Here is a 19270-nt window from a genome sequence, read left to right on the forward strand (position 1 = left end):
CAACTACTGGTTCTTCATCAGCGTCTGCACGGAGCCCTTGGTGCCCTGAGCGACCGCCTCGCCGACGTAGAGCTTGCCGACCATCTCCGACACCTGAAGCTGCACCTTGATCGACTGAGCCGCCGCTTCCTGCACGGTCATCATCGGCGCTTCGCCGGCGAAACGGTCGACCTCGCCGCGCAGGCTCGCCACCGCGTGGTCCTCCTGCGTCACGACTTCCGACAACGCGGACGGACCATGCGTGTGCGAGGCGCTCGGCGGGGACAGACGCGCCGCATCGAGCTTGCTGCGAAACAGGTCGACGAGTTCCGAGGCGGGCTCGGGCAGCGCGCCAGGACCCGACGCGCCGCCGGCTCCCGCGCGGCCGACCGGTTCGTCGGGCCGCACCGCGGAGGCGGCGTCGAGCGGCGGAATGGGTGGGATCGTTGCGTTCATCGCGGTACTCCTCGCACTAGGCGCGCAGATGGCGGTGCTGCATCAACTTCTGAAGCTCGCCGCGGTCGATTTGCACTTCGGCCGCGGGCTTCGCGGCCGAGCCCTGCTTGCCCATCAAGGTCATCACGAGCTCGACGGAATCCGGGTCCTCGTTGCGGGTCGCCACCTCGTTGGCATAGACGCGCCATGCGGGATCGTCGAGACCGCATAGCGACACCGCGAGCAGCGCGGCGACGTAAGGACCGAACGAGCCGCGCAGCGTGCGCTGCTCGAGCGGACGCAGCAGGCGCACGGCCTCGGCGAAATCGCGCCGGCGGATCATCAGCCACGCGTCGTAAGCATGCAATTCGACGAAGTCGGGACGCAGCACGTGCAGCGCGGCAAGCAGCCGCTCCGACTGTTCGATATGGCCGTGCTTCGCGCCGAACATCAGCGCCTCGATCAATGCCGACACAAGCCGGTTACTGCATTTCGTCAGGGACATGGAGCACTCCTTTGGTGATCAGAACGCCGTAGTTCCGCGTGTCTGCCGAGATGGCGGACGACAACGCTGTGGCCGGCGGTGAGCGAACCGTAACGCGGCGTGCTTGCCGCGGCCGCGCGGGACGCCGAACCGCGAGCGCGCCGAACGAACAGGACGCTTCGCCGGCAAGCGGCCCGGAGGCGGGTTCGGCGCCGGACCCATCGCTTCGCCGCGCGCGCGGATCACGGCGGCGCCGGCCGATGACAATCCGCCGCAATCCACTGCAATTCGTTGCAATTCACCGCAATCCACCGCACGAAGGCTTCGCGATGTCCGACGAGAAGACCGAACAGCCCACCGACAAAAAGCTGGGCGACGCGCGCCAGGACGGCGAGACCGTGAAGAGCACGGACCTGCCGTTCGCGGCGATCCTGCTCGCCGCAGCCGTTGGCTTCGGCGTCGGCGGCCCGCGCATGGCGGAACAACTGCGCATCGTGATGCGCAACGGCCTCGACGTGGCGCACTTGCAGACGCCCGATGCGCCGTTGCACGACCTGCTCGCCGAAGCCGGCCTGCACGCGCTGCTGCTGGTCTTTCCGATCGCACTGGGCGCGGCCCTCGTCGGCATCGCCGCGATCGCCGCGCAAGTCGGTTTGCAGATTTCGCTCAAGCCGCTCGAACCCAAGTTCGACGCGATCAATCCCGCGTCCGGTCTGAAGCGCATCTTCTCGGTGCGCTCGCTGATCGATCTCGCCAAGACCGTCATCAAGGCGGTGGTGATCACGGCGGTGCTTTGGAAAACCCTCGTGCTGCTGGTGCCGCTGATGGTCGGCGTGGTGTATGAGCCGATCGGCAGCATCGACAGCATTGCCTGGGGCACGCTGTGCCGCGTGCTCGGCATCTCGGGCGCGCTCTATCTCGTGATCGGCGCGGCGGACTACGGCGTGCAGCATTGGCTGTTCATCCGCGACCACCGGATGAGCAAGGACGAAGTGAAACGCGAGAACAAGAATTCCGAAGGCGATCCGCATATCAAGGGTCAGCGCCGCAAGCTCGCGCGCGAGTTCGCTTCGTCCGATCAGCAGCAGCCGGTCAAGAACGCGAGCGTGGTGGTGGTGAACCCCACGCACTACGCGGTCGCGCTGCGCTACGTGCCCGCCGAATCCGGCTTGCCGCGCGTGATCGCCAAGGGCGTGGACGCGGAAGCGCGCGTGATCCGCGAGGAAGCGGCGCGGCGCGGCATACCGATCGTCGGCAATCCGCCGCTTGCGCGGGCGCTCTACCGCGTGGCGCTCGAAGACGCGATTCCCGAACCGCTGTTCGATGCGGTCGCCTCGGTGCTCGCCTGGGTGGAAAGCATCGGCGGACGGCGCGACGGCACCGAGGCAACCCCCTGACATCCGATGGAGAAGGCCATGTTGAAGACGCTCCGCCTCAATGAGTTCGGCGGCGAGGTGGCGATCGCGTCGCTGATCGTCGCCGTGATTTCGCTGATGATCCTGCCGCTGCCGCCGTTTCTGATCGACGCGCTGCTCGGGCTCAACATCACGATCAGCGTGGTGCTGCTGATGGTGACGATGTACATACCGTACGCGACTTCGCTGTATTCGTTTCCGTCGCTGCTGCTGTTCACCACGCTGTTCCGGCTGTCGCTGAACATCGCGTCGACCAAGTCGATCCTGCTGCATGCGGAAGCCGGGCACATCATCGAGAGCTTCGGCGAGCTGGTGGTGGGCGGCAATCTCGTGGTCGGCCTGGTGGTGTTCCTGATCATCGCGACAGTGCAGTTCATCGTGATCGCGAAGGGCTCGGAGCGGGTGGCCGAAGTCGGCGCGCGCTTCACGCTCGACGCGATGCCGGGCAAGCAGATGAGCATCGACGCCGACGTGCGCGCCGGCAACATGACCGCCGAGGACGCGCAAAAGCGCCGCGGCATGCTGGCGATCGAAAGCCAGTTGCACGGCGGCATGGACGGCGCGATGAAGTTCGTCAAGGGCGACGCGATCGCGGGCCTCGTCATCACGCTCGTCAACATTCTCGCGGGCATCGTGATCGGCGTGAGCTATCACGGCATGACCGCGGGCGAAGCGGCGAACCGCTTCTCCGTGCTGTCGATCGGCGACGCGATGGTCTCGCAGATTCCCTCGCTGCTGATTTCGGTGGCGGCGGGCATTCTCATCACGCGCGTCGCCGACGAACACAGCAAGCCCAGTTCGCTCGGCACCGAGATCGTGCGCCAGCTTTCCACCAGTTCGCGCGCGCTGTATAGCGCCGCCGCTCTGCTGGGCGGCTTCGCGCTGGTGCCGGGCTTTCCGTCCGCGCTGTTCGTCGTGCTCGCGGTCGCGCTGTTCGGCGCCGGCCACGTGCTGCGCAAGCAGTTGAAGGACAAGCAGCCGCACGCCGGGCCGGAACTGTCGTCGTTGCGTACCGACGGCTACAAGGGACAGCCGCCGACCATCGGCGAGCATCCGCCTTCGTTCGCCGCGCCGCTCTCGGTGCGCCTCGCGCCGCAGCTCGCGGCGAAGCTCGACACGGCCGAACTCAACCGCGCGTTCGACGCCGCGCGCCGCGCGCTCGTCGACGAATTGGGGCTGCCGTTTCCGCGCACCGCCGTCTGGACCGCGGCGGCGGTGCCGGACGCTTCCTATCAGATCCTGCTGCACGACGTGCCGCAAGCGCCGGTCGAACTCGCGCCCGCCCGCAGCGGCCGCGAACAGGCGCTCGCCGATGCGGTGGGCAACGCGGTGCGCGAACACGCGCATCTGTTTCTCGGCTTGCAGGAGACACAGTGGATTCTCGAACGCGTCGGCACCGAATATCCGGGGCTCGTCGCCGAGGTGCAGAAGGTGGTGCCGGTGCTGCGCATCGCCGAAGTGCTCAAGCGGCTGCTGGAGGAGCACGTGCCGATCCGCAACTTGCGCGCGATTCTCGAAAGCCTGGTGAACTGGGGCGCCAAGGAAAAAGACCTGCTGCTGCTCACCGAATACGTGCGCGGCGATCTGGGCCGCTTCATCGCGCATCGGGCGACGGGCGGCACCGGGCAGTTGCCGGCGATCGTGCTGGACGTGGAGGTCGAGCAGACCATCCGTCAATCGATCAAGCAGACGCCGGCCGGCAACTTTCTCACGCTCGAACCGCAACAGGTCGAACAGTTGCTCGAGACGCTGGAGGAACTGGTCGGCATGCAGCCGCCGCCCAACCTCGCGATCGTCACGTCGATGGATATTCGCCGTTACTTCCGCCGCATGATCGAGCAACGGATGAAGTGGCTGCAGGTGTATTCGTTCCAGGAACTGGGGGATGACGTCGATCTGCGGCCGGTCGGGCGCGTGGCCTTCTGATCGGGAGCGACGCGATGACACGAATTCGCTCCACGCGCGAAGTGCGCATCACGCCGCCGGCTCCGCCGCGTGCGTCGGCCACGAGCGCAACTAGCGCAGCAAGCGGCAAAACCGCCGAGGCCGACGCCGACGCGCAACGCTTCGGAGCGCTCTTCGAGACCGCGCGGCTGCGCGTCGGCGAAGGCGAACGCGATGACATGCCCGACCAGGAAGCACCGGACGATTCCACGCCTGACGACGACGGTTCCAGCGACGACACGCAAGATCGTGAAGCGGCCGAGCCCATCGACGCCGCCGATGCTCCCCTGTCCCTGCTGCCTGCCGTGCCTCCGCTTCCGCCCCTGCATGCGCTGAACGGCGCATTGCTCGCGATCCGCGAGCAACGCCGCACGTCCGCGTCGGACGCACAAGGCGTGGCGCGCAAGACCGGCTTGCGCGGCGCGACGAGCGCATCCGGCCGGCAGACCGCGCAAGCCACGCAAGACGCGCGGCACGTGGCCGCCGAACCTTCATTCGACACGCAGATGATCCGCCGCTGTACGCAGGCGATCGAAGGCGATCTTCTCGCCGAGCATCTCGCGGAACGTGTCGCCGGATTTTGCACGAGTCCCGCCGTCGAACGCACGGGCCAGTGGGACGTCGCGGTCGAACTCGACCCCTCCATTTTGCCGCGCACGGAGCTGCGTTTGAGTCTTTCGGGCTGGGGTTTATCACTTCGTTTCGATAGCCGGGACGCGCGGGCGCGGCAGCTAATCTGTGACAACAGCAACGAGCTTAAGACCCGCCTCGAAACGCGTCTCGGCGGTCGTATCGCGGTGGAAGTCACGGTCATCTGAAGGGTTCGAGATCATGTCAATGCCTCAAGGCTGCACCAGCATCGGCGACCGGTTGCGCTGCTATACACCGGCGCTCGCCGGCGTGTCGCGCGCGCTGTTCGATGCGCGCAGCCGGTTTGGCGTGAAGCCGGCAGCGGCGCAATCCTCGTCGTCCCGCACGGCGCGTTTGCGTATCGGCAGCGCGCATGGCGAACTGTGCGTGCGTGTCGACGTGAGCGGTCATGCCGCGCTCGAAGCGATTGCCTCGGAGCCGGACCAGGACCGCCGCGCGGCGCTCGGCAATCTGTGGCTCGCCGCGCCGCTCGACACGCTTGCCGGTCACGGCGTCGCGCAACCCTCGGTGCTGGACATTTCGCTCGATGCCGAACAGCCCGGCAACCACGACACCGCGAGCGCGCTCCACTTCGAATTCGGTCACGCGGACACCGCCGCCCACACGGCGGCGCTGCTGGAAGCCCCCGCGCCGCTCGCGGCCGCGCTGGAGCGCCGCATAACCGGCACGCGCACGGCTTCGACCGCGCTGCCCGACGCGCTTGCCGCCATCGCCGTGCCGACCCGCATCCGCTTGCGCAGCCGCCGTTGCACGACGGCGCTGCTCGCTTCGCTGCGCGTGGGCGACGTGCTGCTCGGCTGGCCGCGTGCGAGCGGCCATGCACAAGGCGCACCGCTCGAACATGCGAGTGCGCTATGGGGCGCGGCGGATGGCCGCGTCGCCTGCGCGCAGGCCCGCATCGACGGCCACCACCTGATCCTTGAAACGTTCCCTGAGACGATGAGCCACGATCCCGATCTTTCCCTTGAGAGCACTGCCGGGTCCACCGGCGAGACCGCCGCCGCGGAGCGCACCGTCGATCTGAACGATATGGAACTGCCCGTGCATATCGAGGTGGTGACCGTCAATCTGCCGCTCGGGCAAATCGCCGCGCTGCGGCCCGGCTACATCCTGACGTTGCCGCTCAAACTCGCCGATGCGGAGATCCGTCTCGTCGCGCATGGGCAGACGCTCGCGCTCGGCGAACTCGTCGCGGTCGGGGACAACCTCGGCCTCCTCATCCAGCACATTGCGAACTCCGATGAACGGCACACCTGAAATCGCCTCGCTGCTCGTCGCGGCGCTCGCGCTGGCCGTCCTGCCATTCGCCGCGATGGTGGTCACGTCCTACACGAAGATCGTGGTCGTGCTCGGGCTGCTGCGCAACGCGCTGGGCTTGCAGCAGGTGCCGCCCACTTCCGTGCTGAACGGCGTCGCCATCATGGTGTCGTGCTTCATCATGGCGCCGGTCGGCATGGAAGCCATGCACCGCGCGCAGCTCTCCAACGACGCCGGTTCCGGCATGCAGGTGATGCCGCTTCTCGACGCCGCGCGCGAGCCGTTTCGCGTGTTTCTGAAACGTCATGCGTCGGAGCGCGAGAAGGCCTTCTTCCTGCGCTCGGCGCGCGAAATCTGGCCGCCCGAGCGCGCCGCCGAACTCAAGCAGGACGACCTCATCGTGCTCGCGCCCGCCTTTACGCTGAGCGAGCTGACCGCGGCCTTCAAGATGGGCTTTCTGCTGTATCTCGCCTTCATCGTGATCGACCTCGTCATCGCGAACGTGCTGATGGCGCTCGGGCTGTCGCAGGTCAATCCGACCAACGTGGCGATTCCATTCAAGCTGCTGCTGTTCGTTTCGATGGATGGCTGGTCGACGCTGATTCACGGTCTCATCTCCACCTACAGGTAACGCCGTGGAATACGACGCGATCACTCATTTCACCACCCAGGCGCTCACCCTGTGCCTGCTCGTGTCGTTGCCGCCGGTGGCGGTGGCGGCCGTGACCGGCCTGCTCATCGCGTTCCTGCAAGCGGTCACGTCATTGCAGGATTCGAGCATTTCGCAAAGCGTGAAACTGGTGGTGGTCACGGTCGTCATCGTGATCGCCGCGCCGTGGGGCGCGGCCGCGATCCAGAACTTCGCGCGCAACCTCGTGCAGGTGATGTTCACATGAGCATTTCACGCATAGGCGGCGGCTATACGCCGCCCGCCGATCTTTCCGCGGATGCCGATGCCGCCGCCCAGCAGCAGGCGGTGCAGGTCCCCGCGCCTCACCATCATGGGCATGGGCTGTCGCGCGCCAAGCGTCAGTCGCTGAGAAAGCGACGCAGCGCCGAAAGCCCCGATGCGAACGACCCGGCCGCCGAGAGCGAAGAACTCTTGATGATGCTGGACCAGCATCTGAAACGAAGCGAAACCGGCCTGACCCGGGTCGAGGCGCGCGAGTCGGGCGGCAATCAGCATGCGTTCGATCAGGACGAGCATGCCGCGAGCGCGGGGCCAAACGAGAAACGGGCACGTTCCGACGACACGCGCGATCTACCTGCGCGCGCGCTGCCGATGCGCTTTGCGCCGCGCACGGCGCGTGACGAAACGGCCTTGCTCAAGCACTGGCGCGCGGCCATTCATGGACCGGCACGCTTGCATACCGATCGAACCGGAGCCGCGCTCATCGGCGTGCAAACGGCGACGCGCATCGACGAACCGGCCACGGCGGGCAAGGATGCCGCGCGTGCGAGCCCGACCTATGCCGTGCTCGCCATCGTCCGCGAATTCCTGCAGATGCCGGACGACAAGCGCACCTCGCGCGCCACCCTCGCCCAGATACGCGACGAGCTTGTGTCCGCATCGACGCGAGCAGGACGTGAAACGCACAACGGCATGCGTGGGGCCGCTCAACGCCCGCTCTCCGCCGCGGAGGAATCGATGAATCTGCTGTTGCCCATCGCGCTGCTCAACCTCGGACGCAGCCGCACCCGCGCGGGCCGCGCGATGGGCATGTCCGCGCTTGCTGCACTGATCCGCCGCGGACGCGGATGGTGACGGCGGGCGCCATCCCGTCAATCACAATCGAAGAGGTTTCGTTCATGTCCAAAGAAATTCGCGTACTGACCGGCTTCCATGCCGGCGCTCAAATAGAGTTGAGTACAACAACGATGTCGATCGGCGCCAAACCCGATGCGGACATCCTGATCAACGACTGGAGCGAATGCACTATGCAGTTGGCAATCGATGCGCAAGACAACGTGACGATCGGCGTGCCGGACGACGCCGACGTCATGTCGATGGACGACTTCATGCCGCGACGCTTCGGTGAAGTCGTGTTGTGCGCGGGCCCTGCCGACGCGCGCTGGCCGTCCGATCTGCAACTGATGGAGTCGATGCTGGCGGCGCATCACGAAGGGCGCAAGTACGACGGTGAAGCCAGCGACGGCGTGTTTCCGGCCGGCCCGCCCTCGACACCGATCGTCATGCGTGCGCGCCGCGCGCCGTGGGTGCATGCCGGCGTCGCGGCCTTGCTGATCGGTTCGATGGGCGCCGCCGCCGTGGTGTTGCCGGCCGGCAAGACGACGCTCGCCGCCGACCGGCCGCAAGCGCGCGCCACGCTCGCCGACGTGCAACAGGCGCTCGCGCAGCTGCATCAGCCGGACATCACGGTGACGCGGCAAGCGGACGGCTTTCTCGTGACGGGCATCGCATCGAACACCGCCGACGCCCGCCGAACGCGCGCCGCGCTTCAGGCACTCGCGGGCAACCGCCTGAACTGGAGCGTGCGCTCCGGTGACGAGATCGCCGGGTCGCTCGCGGAATCGCTGCACGAAGCGAATGTGCGCGTGCGCTACGCCGGCGCAGGCCGCCTGGAAGTGACCGGCAGCGCGCGCCATCCCGGCGAAGTGAGCCAGGTGGTCGAGCGGTTTCGCGGCGACATGGCGCCGCTCGTCGAGCGCATCGACGTGGACGTGACGCGCACCGACGATCTGCGAGTCGCCGGCGACATCGATTCGGTGTTGTCCGCGGACAGCGTGAAATACGTGGAATCGAGCGACGGCACCAAGAATTTCATGGCCGAACTGCCCAGCAACACCACCCTTCATTGAGGATGACCAACATGTACGAAGCGATGACCGACAAACTGATCGACGTGCTTGCCGATCTGCCGCAAGCCGTGGCGCAGCCCCATCGTCAGGGGGAAGTGCGCGAACTGGCGGACGCACTCGATACGGTGGCCAACACCGTGGCATCGCGCTCGACCGATACGGGCAGCACGGAAGCCCAGGCCGGACGTGTCGTCGTAGACGGATTTCGCGCCGCGGCGCAGTTGTGCCGCAGCGCGATGTAGCAGTGCGCGTGCAGCGCGGCGCACCTGATACACGCGGTGCGCTGCACGCGAGCAGTCGTGCGCAGCCCAGCGGGCACGCACTTTTTCCCCGACGTTCCGCATGGGGCGGAATGTTTAGATGCCGTACCAACTGTCTCTTTCGAGGATATTCATCATGAGTGCACCTGTTTCCAGCGCAGCAGCAACCGGCAGCTCCGTTTCCGAGATCTATCAGGCAATGGCTGAAGAAAACGAAATCAACAAGGCCAACACGCTCGCGAAGATTGCGACGATGGGTCTGAAGGCCGCGAAGGACATCGTCGGCTAAGCGCTCCGGCGCGCCATCCGGCCGCGCATGGTGCGCCGGTTGGGAACCGTCCGCGGTTCCTGACCGGCTTTTTTTTTTGCTCCACGGCGTGGGCTTACACGCCGGACACAGGCTCGTGAAGCGATTCGACCATAGCGATGAGTATCGAAAGACGTGATGAACTGATCCGCGAGATTTGCGAACTGCGCGACATGCCCGCGCCGGACGCCGCGCTCGAACGCGGTGTGCTGGAGATCGACGGCTTCGACGCGGCGATCGACCATTTCGAGGAAGATCCGGACGCGCTGTACATGACGTTCCAGTTCGGCATCGTCACGGCGGGGCGCACGTTGCGCGTGTTTCGCCTGTTGCTGGAGGCGAATCTCGCCGTCTACGCGCAGGACCAGGCGCAGCTCGGCCTGGAGGCGGATACCGGCGCGATCGTGCTGATCGCGCGCGTGGCGTTGAGCGAGGAAATCACGGGGCAGTGGATGCTGGAGCTGATCGAGCACTATGTCGAGCATGGCCGCTACTGGCGGGACAACATCTTCGTCGCGCGAGACGACATGTTCGAGAATCTCGCGCGTGGCGATTACGTGTGGATCCGCGCATGAACCCTTTTTTCACGGAGAATGAAATGACGCAAGTCAGCCACAATCACAGCACGACCAGCAGTCCGTCGACCCACAAGACGGACGACAAGGACACGAAGAGCAAGGACAAGAAAGACGACCAGGGAGGCAGTCAGAGCGACCTGGATGCGGCGATCCAGGCCTTCGGCTCGCAGGTGATGATGCAGATCTTCCAGGACCAGCAGGAACGCCGGGCGGAGGACCGCGAGGAGGACGAGGACGCCGCCTGAGCGCGTGAGCGCGGGCCGCTTGCGTCATGCGTCGTGACGCGGCGGCCCGCCGCGCCGACCGCCCCGACAGGCGAGGCGCGACGCAAGCGGACGGCCGCTACGCCGCCGTCACGACGAACTGCGCGGAGGAATCGCACGCGCGCTCGAGCAGCGTTGCGTCGCCAGCGCACCGCGTGCCGCCCTGCCCCAGGCTTGCCGGCAACCTGTCGAACCCCGGCTGCGCGCCGGCGTCGAAGCCGGACTGCGCCGCCTGAGCGACATCGAGCTTGTAGCCGAGCGCATACACGGTCTTCAGATTCAGCTCGGCGGTGCGCGATAGCTGCAGCTTCTTGCGCAGCTTGTAGATGTGCTGCTCCAGCGTGCGCGCGGCGATCTGCTCCGTCGCACCCCACACGCCGGCTGCGATCTGCGCGCGGCTAAGAAATTTTCCGGGGTTCGAAAAGAACATCCAGGCGATGGAGAACTCGCGCGCTGTCAGCGCAATCTCGACGCCGTCGATCGTCGCGAGACCGAGGTCCCGCTGCAGCACATAGCGGCCGATCTGGATCTGATGCGTGACGGTATCGGAAAAACGCCGCTGCAACGCCAGGTGGACGCGAAAGCGGATCTGCTCCATGTCGAAGCGATTCACGACGTCGGTCGCGCCCGCATCGATCCAACGCAACAGACCCGACCAGCTCGACTGGTTCGTCAATACGATCACGGGCGTGCAGACATCGGCATTGCAGTCGCGCCACGACAGCAACGCGCTGGTTGGCGTCGGCTCGGTCTTGGCGTCGATCAGCACCAGGTCATAACGGTTCGCACGCATTGCGCGCAGCAAATCGAGTTCATTCGAGAACGACTCGATGACGACCCCGTCTCCGGCAAAGGCTTCAGAAACAGTCCGTCGAAGCAGCCGGTCGTCAGTTGCAATGGCAAATAGCAGGTTATTGTTCACGGCGGTTCGCATCCAAAAAAGCATCCACGCTTCTCGATTCCAGCCGTCACCCCTCCAGCGGAGACGGCGGCGTTTCCCCAAAGCACAACTTTTTATCCCCTCGCTCGTCTGGTCGTCGTGGTTTTAGTCAATGGCCTTAGCGGCGCGATGCAAGACCCATTGCATTGCGCCACCGGCATTGATCGTATCGAGCGAGGTCTCTCTCTCCGTTAGTGCATCGGGAGCACGCGGTGGATGCGCATGACGCGGATATTTTCACGCGAGGCGCCGGAACTCGATTCGCGAGCCGAAGCATCTTCCGACAACTCTCGTGAATTGCGTGCCATTCCACGCGATACAGTCATGAACCGGCTGGCGCGGCGTCATGCGAAAAAAATCACGGCCTTTATGGCGACTGAAAGTCGCTTGTAGTGTTGATGACCGTTGCCTTACGCCACGCGAACCACGAATCCATCACGACGGCTGCGCCATAGTGGATTCCGCTGTTGATGCACACGCATGCTTACTGTTCCGGATTGCCAAGCGAGTCCGTCCTGGATGCGCCGCTGTCCGCCAGCAAATGACGTCGCGTGAGCCAATCGATGTTGTGCCGGCCCGGCTCGTCCGCCGCACGCGTTTGCACATGCGCGGCACGCGGCGGCATCGAGGTCTTGCCTGCTGACGCCGCGGCGCTCGCCGGACGTCGCGGCAGCAACAGCGCGCCGGGCGCGGTCAGGCTGCGGGCAACCGGCCTCGGGCTGACGCCTGCCCTCGGCAGCGTGGGCGTGTCCGCGCTGGAACGGGTTCCGTGGAAGAAACGCGAAAGACGGTTGATCGTCATAGAACCCTCGCAATGGAGCCTGTCACTTGAAGCGGTATTGAAGCCTGACTGAAGCCGTATTGAACGATTCGCCCGGCACCGCGCCGCCATTGCCTTGCGAAAAGCTGAACCCTTGCGCGAATGAACGCCCACGCCAACGTCCTTCATGGCTGCGCAAATACTGGGACAACCATCGGCAAGCGCGCCTCGCGCAACAGGGTTCGCACGCGACCTCATGTTTTCGCGCCGCCGCTTCGAAGCCCATACGGAAGGCGATCACAATCGCGCCGTTCACCGGTACGTACCGGCACGCATTCGAGGAGACCGTCATGCACCACGCCATCCGTTATCGTCCGCCGCTTGCGCGCCGCGCGCTGATCGCCGTCGCCGTCGACCTTGCGCTCGCGCTCGCCGCGCAGTCCGCATGGGCCGACTGCTTCGACGACGCCGGGGCGTATCAGCGTGTCAATCCGATGGTGCTGCGCGCGATCGCCTGGCAGGAGTCGCATAACCGGCCCAACGCGACGCATCTGAATGCAAACGGCTCGCTCGACTACGGCGTCATGCAGATCAACTCCATTCACCTGCGTGAGCTGTCGCGCTACCACATCGATCGCGATGCGCTGATGCAGCCGTGCAAGAACGTCTACATCGCGGCCTGGCATCTGCGCGGCAAGATGGATAAATACGGCAACACGTGGGCCGCGATAGGGGCCTACCATTCGGAGACGCCCGCCGAGCGCGACCTGTACGCGCGCCATATCGCCGCGATTCTCGGGGGCTGGCATCAACTGCGGCAGCCCGAGCATGCCGCTCAAAAATGATGTCCCGAACCGGCCGGCGCCGCCGCGCGATTAAGCGCGCCTTTTGAGGTTTGCGCCGGCAGTTAGCGACGCGATTCATCAACAAGTCATATACTTCCCGATATCTGGAACGAGAAAACGACGCTCCACCTCCCTACAAAACGATTGCAATAATTTTCCGGCTATCAAGGCGGTATCCTCATACCCTGGCAAGCGCGGGCGCAAGCATGCAGGCCGCGCGGCAGCGTATTACGCGACCAGCCCTTGAATCCGCGCCTCGCTTGCCCGCATGACGCACAGCCGTTCTTCGGTTCGGCGTGCGAGAGTCAACGAGGAAAACAATGAGGAACGCTGATGGCGCCAACCCCAGCCCACGACACGCGCGTTTTCTGGTCCAGCTCCGCGGGCCGTTCGATGCCGGCTGTCATGCAGCGTCATGGGGCGCGGGCTTTACGGCCGCCCCATCTGATCGCGGACCCGTCGCCGGCGGTGGTGTTCGTCGATTGCGCCAGCGTCGAGGCCGGCGCGGAGATCGAGAAATTGCGCATCGAGAACGGCGACGAGCACTACCTCATTCCGGTGCTGCCCGAACGCTCGGCGGAGCGCATCGTCTCGCTGATCGCGCGGGGCGCCAACGATGCCGCCGACGACCTCGACCTGCTCGACCCCGAACCGATCATTGCGCGCGCGCTCGATCAAACCCGGCTGCTCTCCTTCGCGCGCGACGGCGCGGTTGATTTTCCCGCCTTGCAGCGTCACGCGGACGGGATGGTCTCCCCCGTCTTCTTCAAGGACGCGAACGGCATTTACACCGGCTGCAATCCCGTATTCGAAAACTTTCTGGGCCTGGATCGCGGCGGCATTCTCGGCAAGTCCGTCTATGACATCGCGCCCTCGGATCTGGCGCTCACCTATCACAAGGCCGATCTCGACCTCGCATCCGAAGGCGGCACCCAGGTTTATACCGCCGGCGTGCGCCATGCGGCCGGCCTCGTGCGCACCGTGCGCTTCTATAAAGGCGTGGTTCATGACGACAGCGGGCGCATCACCGGCATCGTCGGCGCGATGCACGACATCGGCAACCAGCGCGGCCACGAAGCCGCGCGCCTGGAAATCGACGAAGTCACGCGGCACATGTCCGCGAATGCGTGGAAAAGCAACGGCTTCCCGTCGTCGGTCGATCATGACCGGCCCCTGCTCGATCGCATAGCGGCCGGCGATGCCTCCGCCCTCTCGCGTCTGTACCGGCTCTACCATCGGCGGCTCGCCCGCTTTCTGAACCGGCTCACGTGGAAGAACGAGGTGATCGACGAAATCGTCAACGATACCTTCATGATCGTGTGGCAAAAGGCGGGCGAGTTCCGCGGCGATTCGAACGTGTCCACATGGATCATCGGCATCGCGTATCGCTCCGCCCTGCGTTCGTTGCGCGATCAGCGCCGTTCGGAGTTCGAGCTGCTGGATGCCGATCACGCCGATACCCTGGTTCAGTACTGGCACGACCATGAGCTTTCCGACCTGCTCTCCAAGGCGCTCGATCTGTTGCCGGCCGAACAGCGCCTCGTGATGGCGCTGGCTTACGTTCTCGGGCATTCCGTCGAGGAGATTTCGCAGATCACGGCTTGCCCGGTGACGACGGTCAAGGCGCGCATGCATCGCGCGCGCGCCAAACTGCGGGAAACGATCGACATACTTGGCCAGGCCAAACGTAGCTGAACGCGGCGCGACATCGCCTGGAAACCGCAAGGCGGTGCTCGCGAGCGAAAGCGATCTCGATCCGCCTGACGGCGGCTGAATACCGCACCCTCTCCATCCTGCCTGTTCGCGGCGGCGCAATCGTCGTGGAAAACGTTCGCCCCAAGCCTTGTCGTTTCGGCGTCGTGTCAGCGCGGCCGATCGCGCCGCTTATGATGAGTCAGCACGCAATACGCCCCTGACCTTTCCATCGCGAACGACATGCTGAAACACGAGAACCCGGAAGAGATTGACGCCGCCCGAGAAGGACGCTTCGCGCCGCTCACCTTTTCGAAGAGAGACGGGCTGCTCTACATGCACAACGGCGATGAATGGGACTCCACGTTCGGCTGCATGGTGCTGCGCCATCCCGCGTTTCTCTGGATGGAGTACCCGCAGAAAATGATGTCGTGGATGCTGTTCGCCGAGCGTTTTTACGAGCAGCCGCGCCTCATCGCGCAACTCGGATTGGGCGCCGGGGCGTTGGCCCGCTTCTGCCACGCGCGCTTTCCGCTCGCGCGTATCGAGGCTGTCGAGATCAATCCCGCGGTAATCGACGCATGCCGCGAGATGTTCCGCATGCCGCCCGAGGGCGAGCGCCTCGGCATCATCGAGGCGGACGCAATGGACTATGTCAGCGCGCAAGAGCGTCGCGCATCGATCGACATCTTGCAGGTGGATCTTTATCTGAGCGAACGCGACGGGCCGGCGGGGCAAGGCCGCGCATTCTATCGGGCCTGTTGTGAAAGCCTCGCGGCGGACGGCATGATGACGATCAACATCTTCGGCCCGAATCTCGCGGCGTTGACGCGGCAAAACCTGCAATGGCTGTCCGAGCTATTCGACGCCGTTCTGCTGTTGCCGTGCGAGACCAATAACGTGCTCATCTGCTTCAAGCGCGCGCCGGTCATCGATATGCAGCAACTGAAAATGAAAGCCGCCGCGCTCGAAGCGTCCACTGGCATGCCCGCGTCTTCGTGGGTATTTTTTCGCCACGGCGGCGAAGCGCCGGATTGCGAAAAGGCATTGGAACTCGAAGCGGTGATCTAGGCGGGTTGCGCCACGCGCGCCAATGCGTCGGTCGATTCGCCAACCGGCGTAACGCAGTCCAGCTTGTAGCCGAGCGCATAAACGGTCTTCAGATTCAGCCCCGATTCGGGCGACAAACGCAGCTTCTTGCGCAGCTTGTAGATGTGCTGCTCGATGGAGCGCGCGGCCACATCCTCGCATGAACCCCACACGCCGCCGGCGATCTGCGCGCGCGTCACGAACTTGCCCGGATTCGAAAAGAACAGCCACGCCATCGTGAATTCACGCGGCGTGAGCGGTATCTCGACGCCGTCGAGGGTCAGCACGCCGAGGTCTCTTCTCAACACGTAGCCGCCCAGCGTGACGGTGTCCGCCCCCGCCCGATGATTTTCACGCTGCAGCACGACATGCGCGCGCAGACGCGTCTGCTCCAGATCGAAGCGATACGCCACGTCCGTGGCGCCCGCGTTGATCCACCCCAGCATGGCCGTCCAGTTCGGGAACGGCGTGAGAACGATCACGGGCGTGCAGGCGGTCGCGTTGCAATTGCGCCATGACAGCAACGAATCGAGCAGCAATGAACCGTTCTTCGCGTCGATCAGCACGAGGTCGTAGGCGGTGGCGCGCATCGCACGCACGAGCGGCAGTTCGCCGTCAAACGATTCGACGGCGATCGAATCGGCGGCAAAACAGCCGGCCAGATCGCGAGTCAATAGGGGGTCTTCGGTCACTAGGGCGAATCGCATGTCTTCTCCTGGTCGGCCTGATGTCGATCAATCGTTCATACGGACGAGATGCAAAGTTCTCACTCCCGGTTCCGGTAAGTGTCGCTCCAAGCGAAACCGGATGCGCCCCGGCGCGGGCGATCCGCCCCGTTGCCCGGCACGCCGCCGCGCGGCACGGCCGCCGCATATCGCTGAACCCTCGCAGCCACGGTGCGTCGCGGCGCACGCGTCGGCGCGCCCTTACCGAACGTTCAGGATGTGCTGACACGAGAACCCGCGCTTCCTGACTCGAATTCTGGCGACCGCCCCGGCATGGTTGCAGCATCCGCATCACGTCTCGCGGCGCCCCGGCAAATCTTTTGTTTCGTTCGCAACTTTGCTCGCGCTCGACGTCACTTACGGACATCTTTCCAATTTCACTCCGGCGGATTACGAGCACGACCTCATGTCACCTGACCCGATCGCCAAGAGCAGCGTCCCCTATGCCGCGCGCACCGTCGACGCGGACGACGCCGCGTTGCTCAAACGCGTCTCCGACGGAGACAAAGCCGCGCTGGCCGCGCTCTATCGCGAGTATCACCGCCGCCTTGCGCGCTTTCTCGGCCGCTTCACGCGGCGCGACGACATGATCGAGGAAGTCATCAACGACACCTTCATGATCGTCTGGCAGAAAGCGGGCGAATTTCGCAACGAGGCGCGCGTCTCCACGTGGCTCATGGGCATTGCTTATCGCGTCACGCTCAAGGCGCTGCGCCAGGGCGGCTTGCCGTCGGCGCCGCCGTCGCACGATCACGAGGGGCTGACGAGCGAGCCTTTCGTCGTGCACGAACTCATCGACTGGGTGACCAAGGGTCTTACCCGGCTCTCTCCCGAGCAGCGCGCCGTGATGGAGCTGGCCTACGTGATGGGCCACTCGCTCGAAGAGATCGCGGAGATCGCCGACTGCCCGGTCAGCACGGTGAAAGCGCGGATGTTTCACGCGCGGGTCAAATTGCGCAACCTCATGCCGGAGCTTGCCGGCCTTGCCGGGGACGGTCTATGAACATGTCAGGGAAAGGCGAACTCACTCATCTCCACGCGTGGGAACTGCTGCCGTGGATCGTCAACGGGCGCGCGTCGGAGGCCGACGAGCGCCTCGTCGGCGCACACGTGCGCGATTGCGAACAGTGTCGCGATGAACTGGCGGCGCAGCGCCGGCTGCACGCGGCCATGACGCCGCACGAGCATGCCGGGGATCTCGATATCGAGCGCGGTCTCGCGCGTTTGTGGGAGCGCTTCGACGAGGCCGAAGCGCCGGCCGCGCGCGGCGCGGCTTCCGCGCCGCGGCGAAGCCGCATGGCGGCGCTGGCCGCCGGGCTCGCGGTGCTCGCGCTGCTGGAAGCGGGCGGACTCGCGATGCTCGGCATCCAGCATGACGACCCCGGCGCGCCGGCGAACTACCGCACGTTGTCCGAGCCCGCCGCCGCGACGCGCGCAACGATCCGGCTCGTCGCCGATCCGGCAATGCCGGTGGGCCGCTTGCAGGCGCTGCTCGCACCGCTGCATTTGCAGATCGTCGGCGGCCCCGGTGAAAACGGCGTCTATTCGCTTGCGCCGAGCGCCGGACATGCGGACGTTGCCGCGCAGTTGTCGACGTTACGGGCGGCACCGCAGGTCCGCTTCGCGGAGCCTGTCGGCGGCGCCTGAGCAGTCACGCAGGGATAGCGCCCGGCACTCGCGGGCGCGGCGCTGTCCCGCGAATTCGCGGGCATCGACGGTTTGGGCTCAGGAAGCGGCATCGGCAAACGCGCATCGTCACCGCCTTCGAGACGATTTTTTTCGCCGGCTCCCCGAGATTTGTCCGGTCACCTTTATCGGTTAGGATTGGCACGACCCGGTAGCGGCGCATCGTCGTCGCGCCGGGTCATCCAGATGGCTTGACTTTACGGTCACCGTCCCCGATCCACCGGAACGTGAACGATCAATATGGAGTTGCGGCGTCCTTTGTCCCCGCCTTGTCGCGGGGTAGCCAGCTTGCCCGGCCTGATCCGATGCTGCGCGGTACTCGTCACGCTTGCCGTTTTATCCGCGCCGGCCGCGGCCATGAGCGACGATTGGCAGTTCGAGGCGGGACTCGCCACCGACAAGGTCACGCGCGGCATGGACATCAGCGACGGGCAGCCGTCGGTGAGCGCGGGCGCCAACTGGTATCCCGGCAACGGCTTCTTCGCGGGCGCGTCGGCGGGGTCGTTCCGGTTCGTCGGCTCGTCGGGCACGGGCGTGGAAGCGGTGCTCAACGGCGGATACGGTTGGCGACTGGCCGGCGACTGGAGCGCCCAGGCCATGCTGGGGCATTACCAGTTCATCCGCGGGGCGCACACAACGCGCTTCAACTACGACGAACTGGTGCTGACCGCGGGCTGGCGCGACTCCGTGTTCGCCTCGGTCGCGCTCTCGCCGAACACCGGCTTTGGGCCGTCGCCGAGTTCGCACGCCGTCGCCTACGATCTGGTCGGCCGCCTGCCGCTCGTGCACGGCTGGACCGCGACGGCCGGCATCGGTTACTACGATCTGCACTCGGTGCTCGGCATCGGCTACGTCTACGGCAACGTCGGACTCACTTACCAGTATCGCGCGTGGCAATTCGACGTGTCGTATATCGCCACCAACAACGAAGCCAAGGCGCACCTCGGACCGGGCGCAGCCAATCGCTGGATCGCCGATGCAATCTGGCATTTCTGAGCGGCGGCGTAACTTTTTACACGGCGACGCGCACCTACGGCTATTTCCATCATGAATCGAGTTGCCATGACGCCCAAGGACCGCTCCGCCCCGCACCCGCCGTACGACGCGAGCCCGGCAGCGAACGGCGACGAGCGCGGCACG

23 protein-coding genes are annotated in these 19270 nt (G+C 65.4%); 18 read left to right on the top strand and 5 right to left on the bottom strand.

Translation table 11 applies throughout. The features are described 5' to 3' along the window. Positions 1-3: 3 nt before the first annotated feature. Together BUE39_RS25935 and BUE39_RS25940 are read right to left on the bottom strand one after the other, a co-directional pair. Complete coding sequence (locus tag BUE39_RS25935; protein ID WP_073431570.1) at positions 4-435, bottom strand: hypothetical protein; 432 nt, start codon at positions 433-435, stop codon at positions 4-6. 16 nt (positions 436-451) lie between these two features. After that, complete coding sequence (locus tag BUE39_RS25940) at positions 452-919, bottom strand: HrpB1 family type III secretion system apparatus protein (protein WP_073431571.1); 468 nt, start codon at positions 917-919, stop codon at positions 452-454. Between the two features lie 308 nt (positions 920-1227). Here BUE39_RS25940 and sctU point away from each other — a divergent pair, with 308 nt between their 5' ends. From sctU to BUE39_RS25995, 12 genes are all read left to right on the top strand, one after another. Beyond that, entirely contained in the window at positions 1228-2295 is a 1068-nt protein-coding gene (gene sctU, locus BUE39_RS25945) for a type III secretion system export apparatus subunit SctU (protein WP_073431591.1), read from the top strand. Between the two features lie 18 nt (positions 2296-2313). Continuing rightward, on the top strand, positions 2314-4239 hold the full coding sequence (locus BUE39_RS25950) for an FHIPEP family type III secretion protein (protein WP_084561493.1): 1926 nt from the start codon (positions 2314-2316) through the stop codon (positions 4237-4239). A gap of 14 nt (positions 4240-4253) precedes the next feature. Next, positions 4254-5075, top strand: coding sequence for a type III secretion system protein SctP (sctP, locus tag BUE39_RS25955; RefSeq protein WP_073431573.1), 822 nt, complete (start codon positions 4254-4256; stop codon positions 5073-5075). Positions 5076-5088: 13 nt separating this feature from the next. Beyond that, positions 5089-6165 carry a type III secretion system cytoplasmic ring protein SctQ gene (sctQ, locus tag BUE39_RS25960; protein WP_084561489.1) on the top strand — a complete coding sequence of 359 codons (1077 nt, stop codon included), beginning with the start codon at positions 5089-5091 and terminating at the stop codon, positions 6163-6165. After that, complete coding sequence (gene sctR, locus BUE39_RS25965) at positions 6149-6796, top strand: type III secretion system export apparatus subunit SctR (RefSeq protein WP_073431575.1); 648 nt, start codon at positions 6149-6151, stop codon at positions 6794-6796. Before sctQ ends, sctR begins: the two co-directional genes overlap by 17 nt. A 4-nt stretch (positions 6797-6800) precedes the next feature. Then, a complete protein-coding gene (sctS, locus tag BUE39_RS25970; RefSeq protein WP_073431576.1) occupies positions 6801-7061 on the top strand; it encodes a type III secretion system export apparatus subunit SctS in 261 nt (86 codons plus the stop codon). Further along, positions 7058-7930 carry a hypothetical protein gene (locus BUE39_RS25975; RefSeq protein WP_073431577.1) on the top strand — a complete coding sequence of 291 codons (873 nt, stop codon included), beginning with the start codon at positions 7058-7060 and terminating at the stop codon, positions 7928-7930. Before sctS ends, BUE39_RS25975 begins: the two co-directional genes overlap by 4 nt. Before the next feature lie 44 nt (positions 7931-7974). Continuing rightward, positions 7975-8985: an HrpD5 family protein gene (hrpD5, locus tag BUE39_RS25980; protein WP_143031994.1), complete on the top strand. Its 1011-nt coding sequence runs from the start codon at positions 7975-7977 to the stop codon at positions 8983-8985. Positions 8986-8996: 11 nt separating this feature from the next. Beyond that, positions 8997-9227 (top strand): hypothetical protein, encoded by a 231-nt coding sequence (locus BUE39_RS25985; protein ID WP_143031993.1) that lies wholly within the window; start codon positions 8997-8999, stop codon positions 9225-9227. Between the two features lie 154 nt (positions 9228-9381). Next, positions 9382-9534: a hypothetical protein gene (locus BUE39_RS35240; protein WP_167363307.1), complete on the top strand. Its 153-nt coding sequence runs from the start codon at positions 9382-9384 to the stop codon at positions 9532-9534. A gap of 137 nt (positions 9535-9671) precedes the next feature. Continuing rightward, positions 9672-10127 carry a CesT family type III secretion system chaperone gene (locus tag BUE39_RS25990; protein ID WP_073431580.1) on the top strand — a complete coding sequence of 152 codons (456 nt, stop codon included), beginning with the start codon at positions 9672-9674 and terminating at the stop codon, positions 10125-10127. Positions 10128-10150: 23 nt separating this feature from the next. Continuing rightward, a complete protein-coding gene (locus BUE39_RS25995; protein WP_143031992.1) occupies positions 10151-10375 on the top strand; it encodes a hypothetical protein in 225 nt (74 codons plus the stop codon). A gap of 97 nt (positions 10376-10472) precedes the next feature. On the opposite strand, the gene BUE39_RS26000 is transcribed toward BUE39_RS25995, so the two are convergent. Further along, positions 10473-11315 (bottom strand): response regulator transcription factor, encoded by an 843-nt coding sequence (locus tag BUE39_RS26000; protein ID WP_159442598.1) that lies wholly within the window; start codon positions 11313-11315, stop codon positions 10473-10475. A 502-nt stretch (positions 11316-11817) separates the two neighbouring features. Beyond that, positions 11818-12135, bottom strand: coding sequence for a hypothetical protein (locus BUE39_RS26005; protein WP_073431583.1), 318 nt, complete (start codon positions 12133-12135; stop codon positions 11818-11820). 308 nt (positions 12136-12443) lie between these two features. On the opposite strand from BUE39_RS26005, the gene BUE39_RS26010 reads away from it, so the two are divergent. The 3 genes from BUE39_RS26010 to BUE39_RS26025 all read left to right on the top strand — a co-directional run bounded on the left by BUE39_RS26010 (position 12444) and on the right by BUE39_RS26025 (position 15701). Further along, a complete protein-coding gene (locus BUE39_RS26010; RefSeq protein ID WP_073431592.1) occupies positions 12444-12938 on the top strand; it encodes a lytic transglycosylase domain-containing protein in 495 nt (164 codons plus the stop codon). 333 nt (positions 12939-13271) lie between these two features. After that, positions 13272-14633 carry an RNA polymerase sigma factor gene (locus BUE39_RS33840; RefSeq protein ID WP_084561490.1) on the top strand — a complete coding sequence of 454 codons (1362 nt, stop codon included), beginning with the start codon at positions 13272-13274 and terminating at the stop codon, positions 14631-14633. 240 nt (positions 14634-14873) lie between these two features. Further along, complete coding sequence (locus BUE39_RS26025; RefSeq protein WP_073431584.1) at positions 14874-15701, top strand: class I SAM-dependent methyltransferase; 828 nt, start codon at positions 14874-14876, stop codon at positions 15699-15701. Here the strand turns inward: BUE39_RS26025 and BUE39_RS26030 are convergent. Continuing rightward, positions 15698-16426, bottom strand: coding sequence for a response regulator transcription factor (locus tag BUE39_RS26030; protein WP_084561491.1), 729 nt, complete (start codon positions 16424-16426; stop codon positions 15698-15700). The two genes, BUE39_RS26025 and BUE39_RS26030, sit on opposite strands and share 4 nt — an antisense overlap. Before the next feature lie 424 nt (positions 16427-16850). Between BUE39_RS26030 and BUE39_RS26035 the strand changes: the two genes are divergently transcribed. The 3 genes from BUE39_RS26035 (at position 16851) to BUE39_RS26045 (ending at position 19126) form a co-directional block, all read left to right on the top strand. Further along, positions 16851-17447 carry an RNA polymerase sigma factor gene (locus BUE39_RS26035; RefSeq protein ID WP_073431594.1) on the top strand — a complete coding sequence of 199 codons (597 nt, stop codon included), beginning with the start codon at positions 16851-16853 and terminating at the stop codon, positions 17445-17447. 2 nt (positions 17448-17449) lie between these two features. Continuing rightward, on the top strand, positions 17450-18091 hold the full coding sequence (locus BUE39_RS26040; RefSeq protein WP_167363306.1) for an anti-sigma factor: 642 nt from the start codon (positions 17450-17452) through the stop codon (positions 18089-18091). A 279-nt stretch (positions 18092-18370) separates the two neighbouring features. Further along, positions 18371-19126 (top strand): TorF family putative porin, encoded by a 756-nt coding sequence (locus BUE39_RS26045; protein ID WP_084561492.1) that lies wholly within the window; start codon positions 18371-18373, stop codon positions 19124-19126. The last annotated feature ends 144 nt before the right edge of the window (positions 19127-19270 follow it).

This window comes from Paraburkholderia terricola (assembly GCF_900142195.1).
Taxonomy (GTDB): domain Bacteria; phylum Pseudomonadota; class Gammaproteobacteria; order Burkholderiales; family Burkholderiaceae; genus Paraburkholderia; species Paraburkholderia terricola.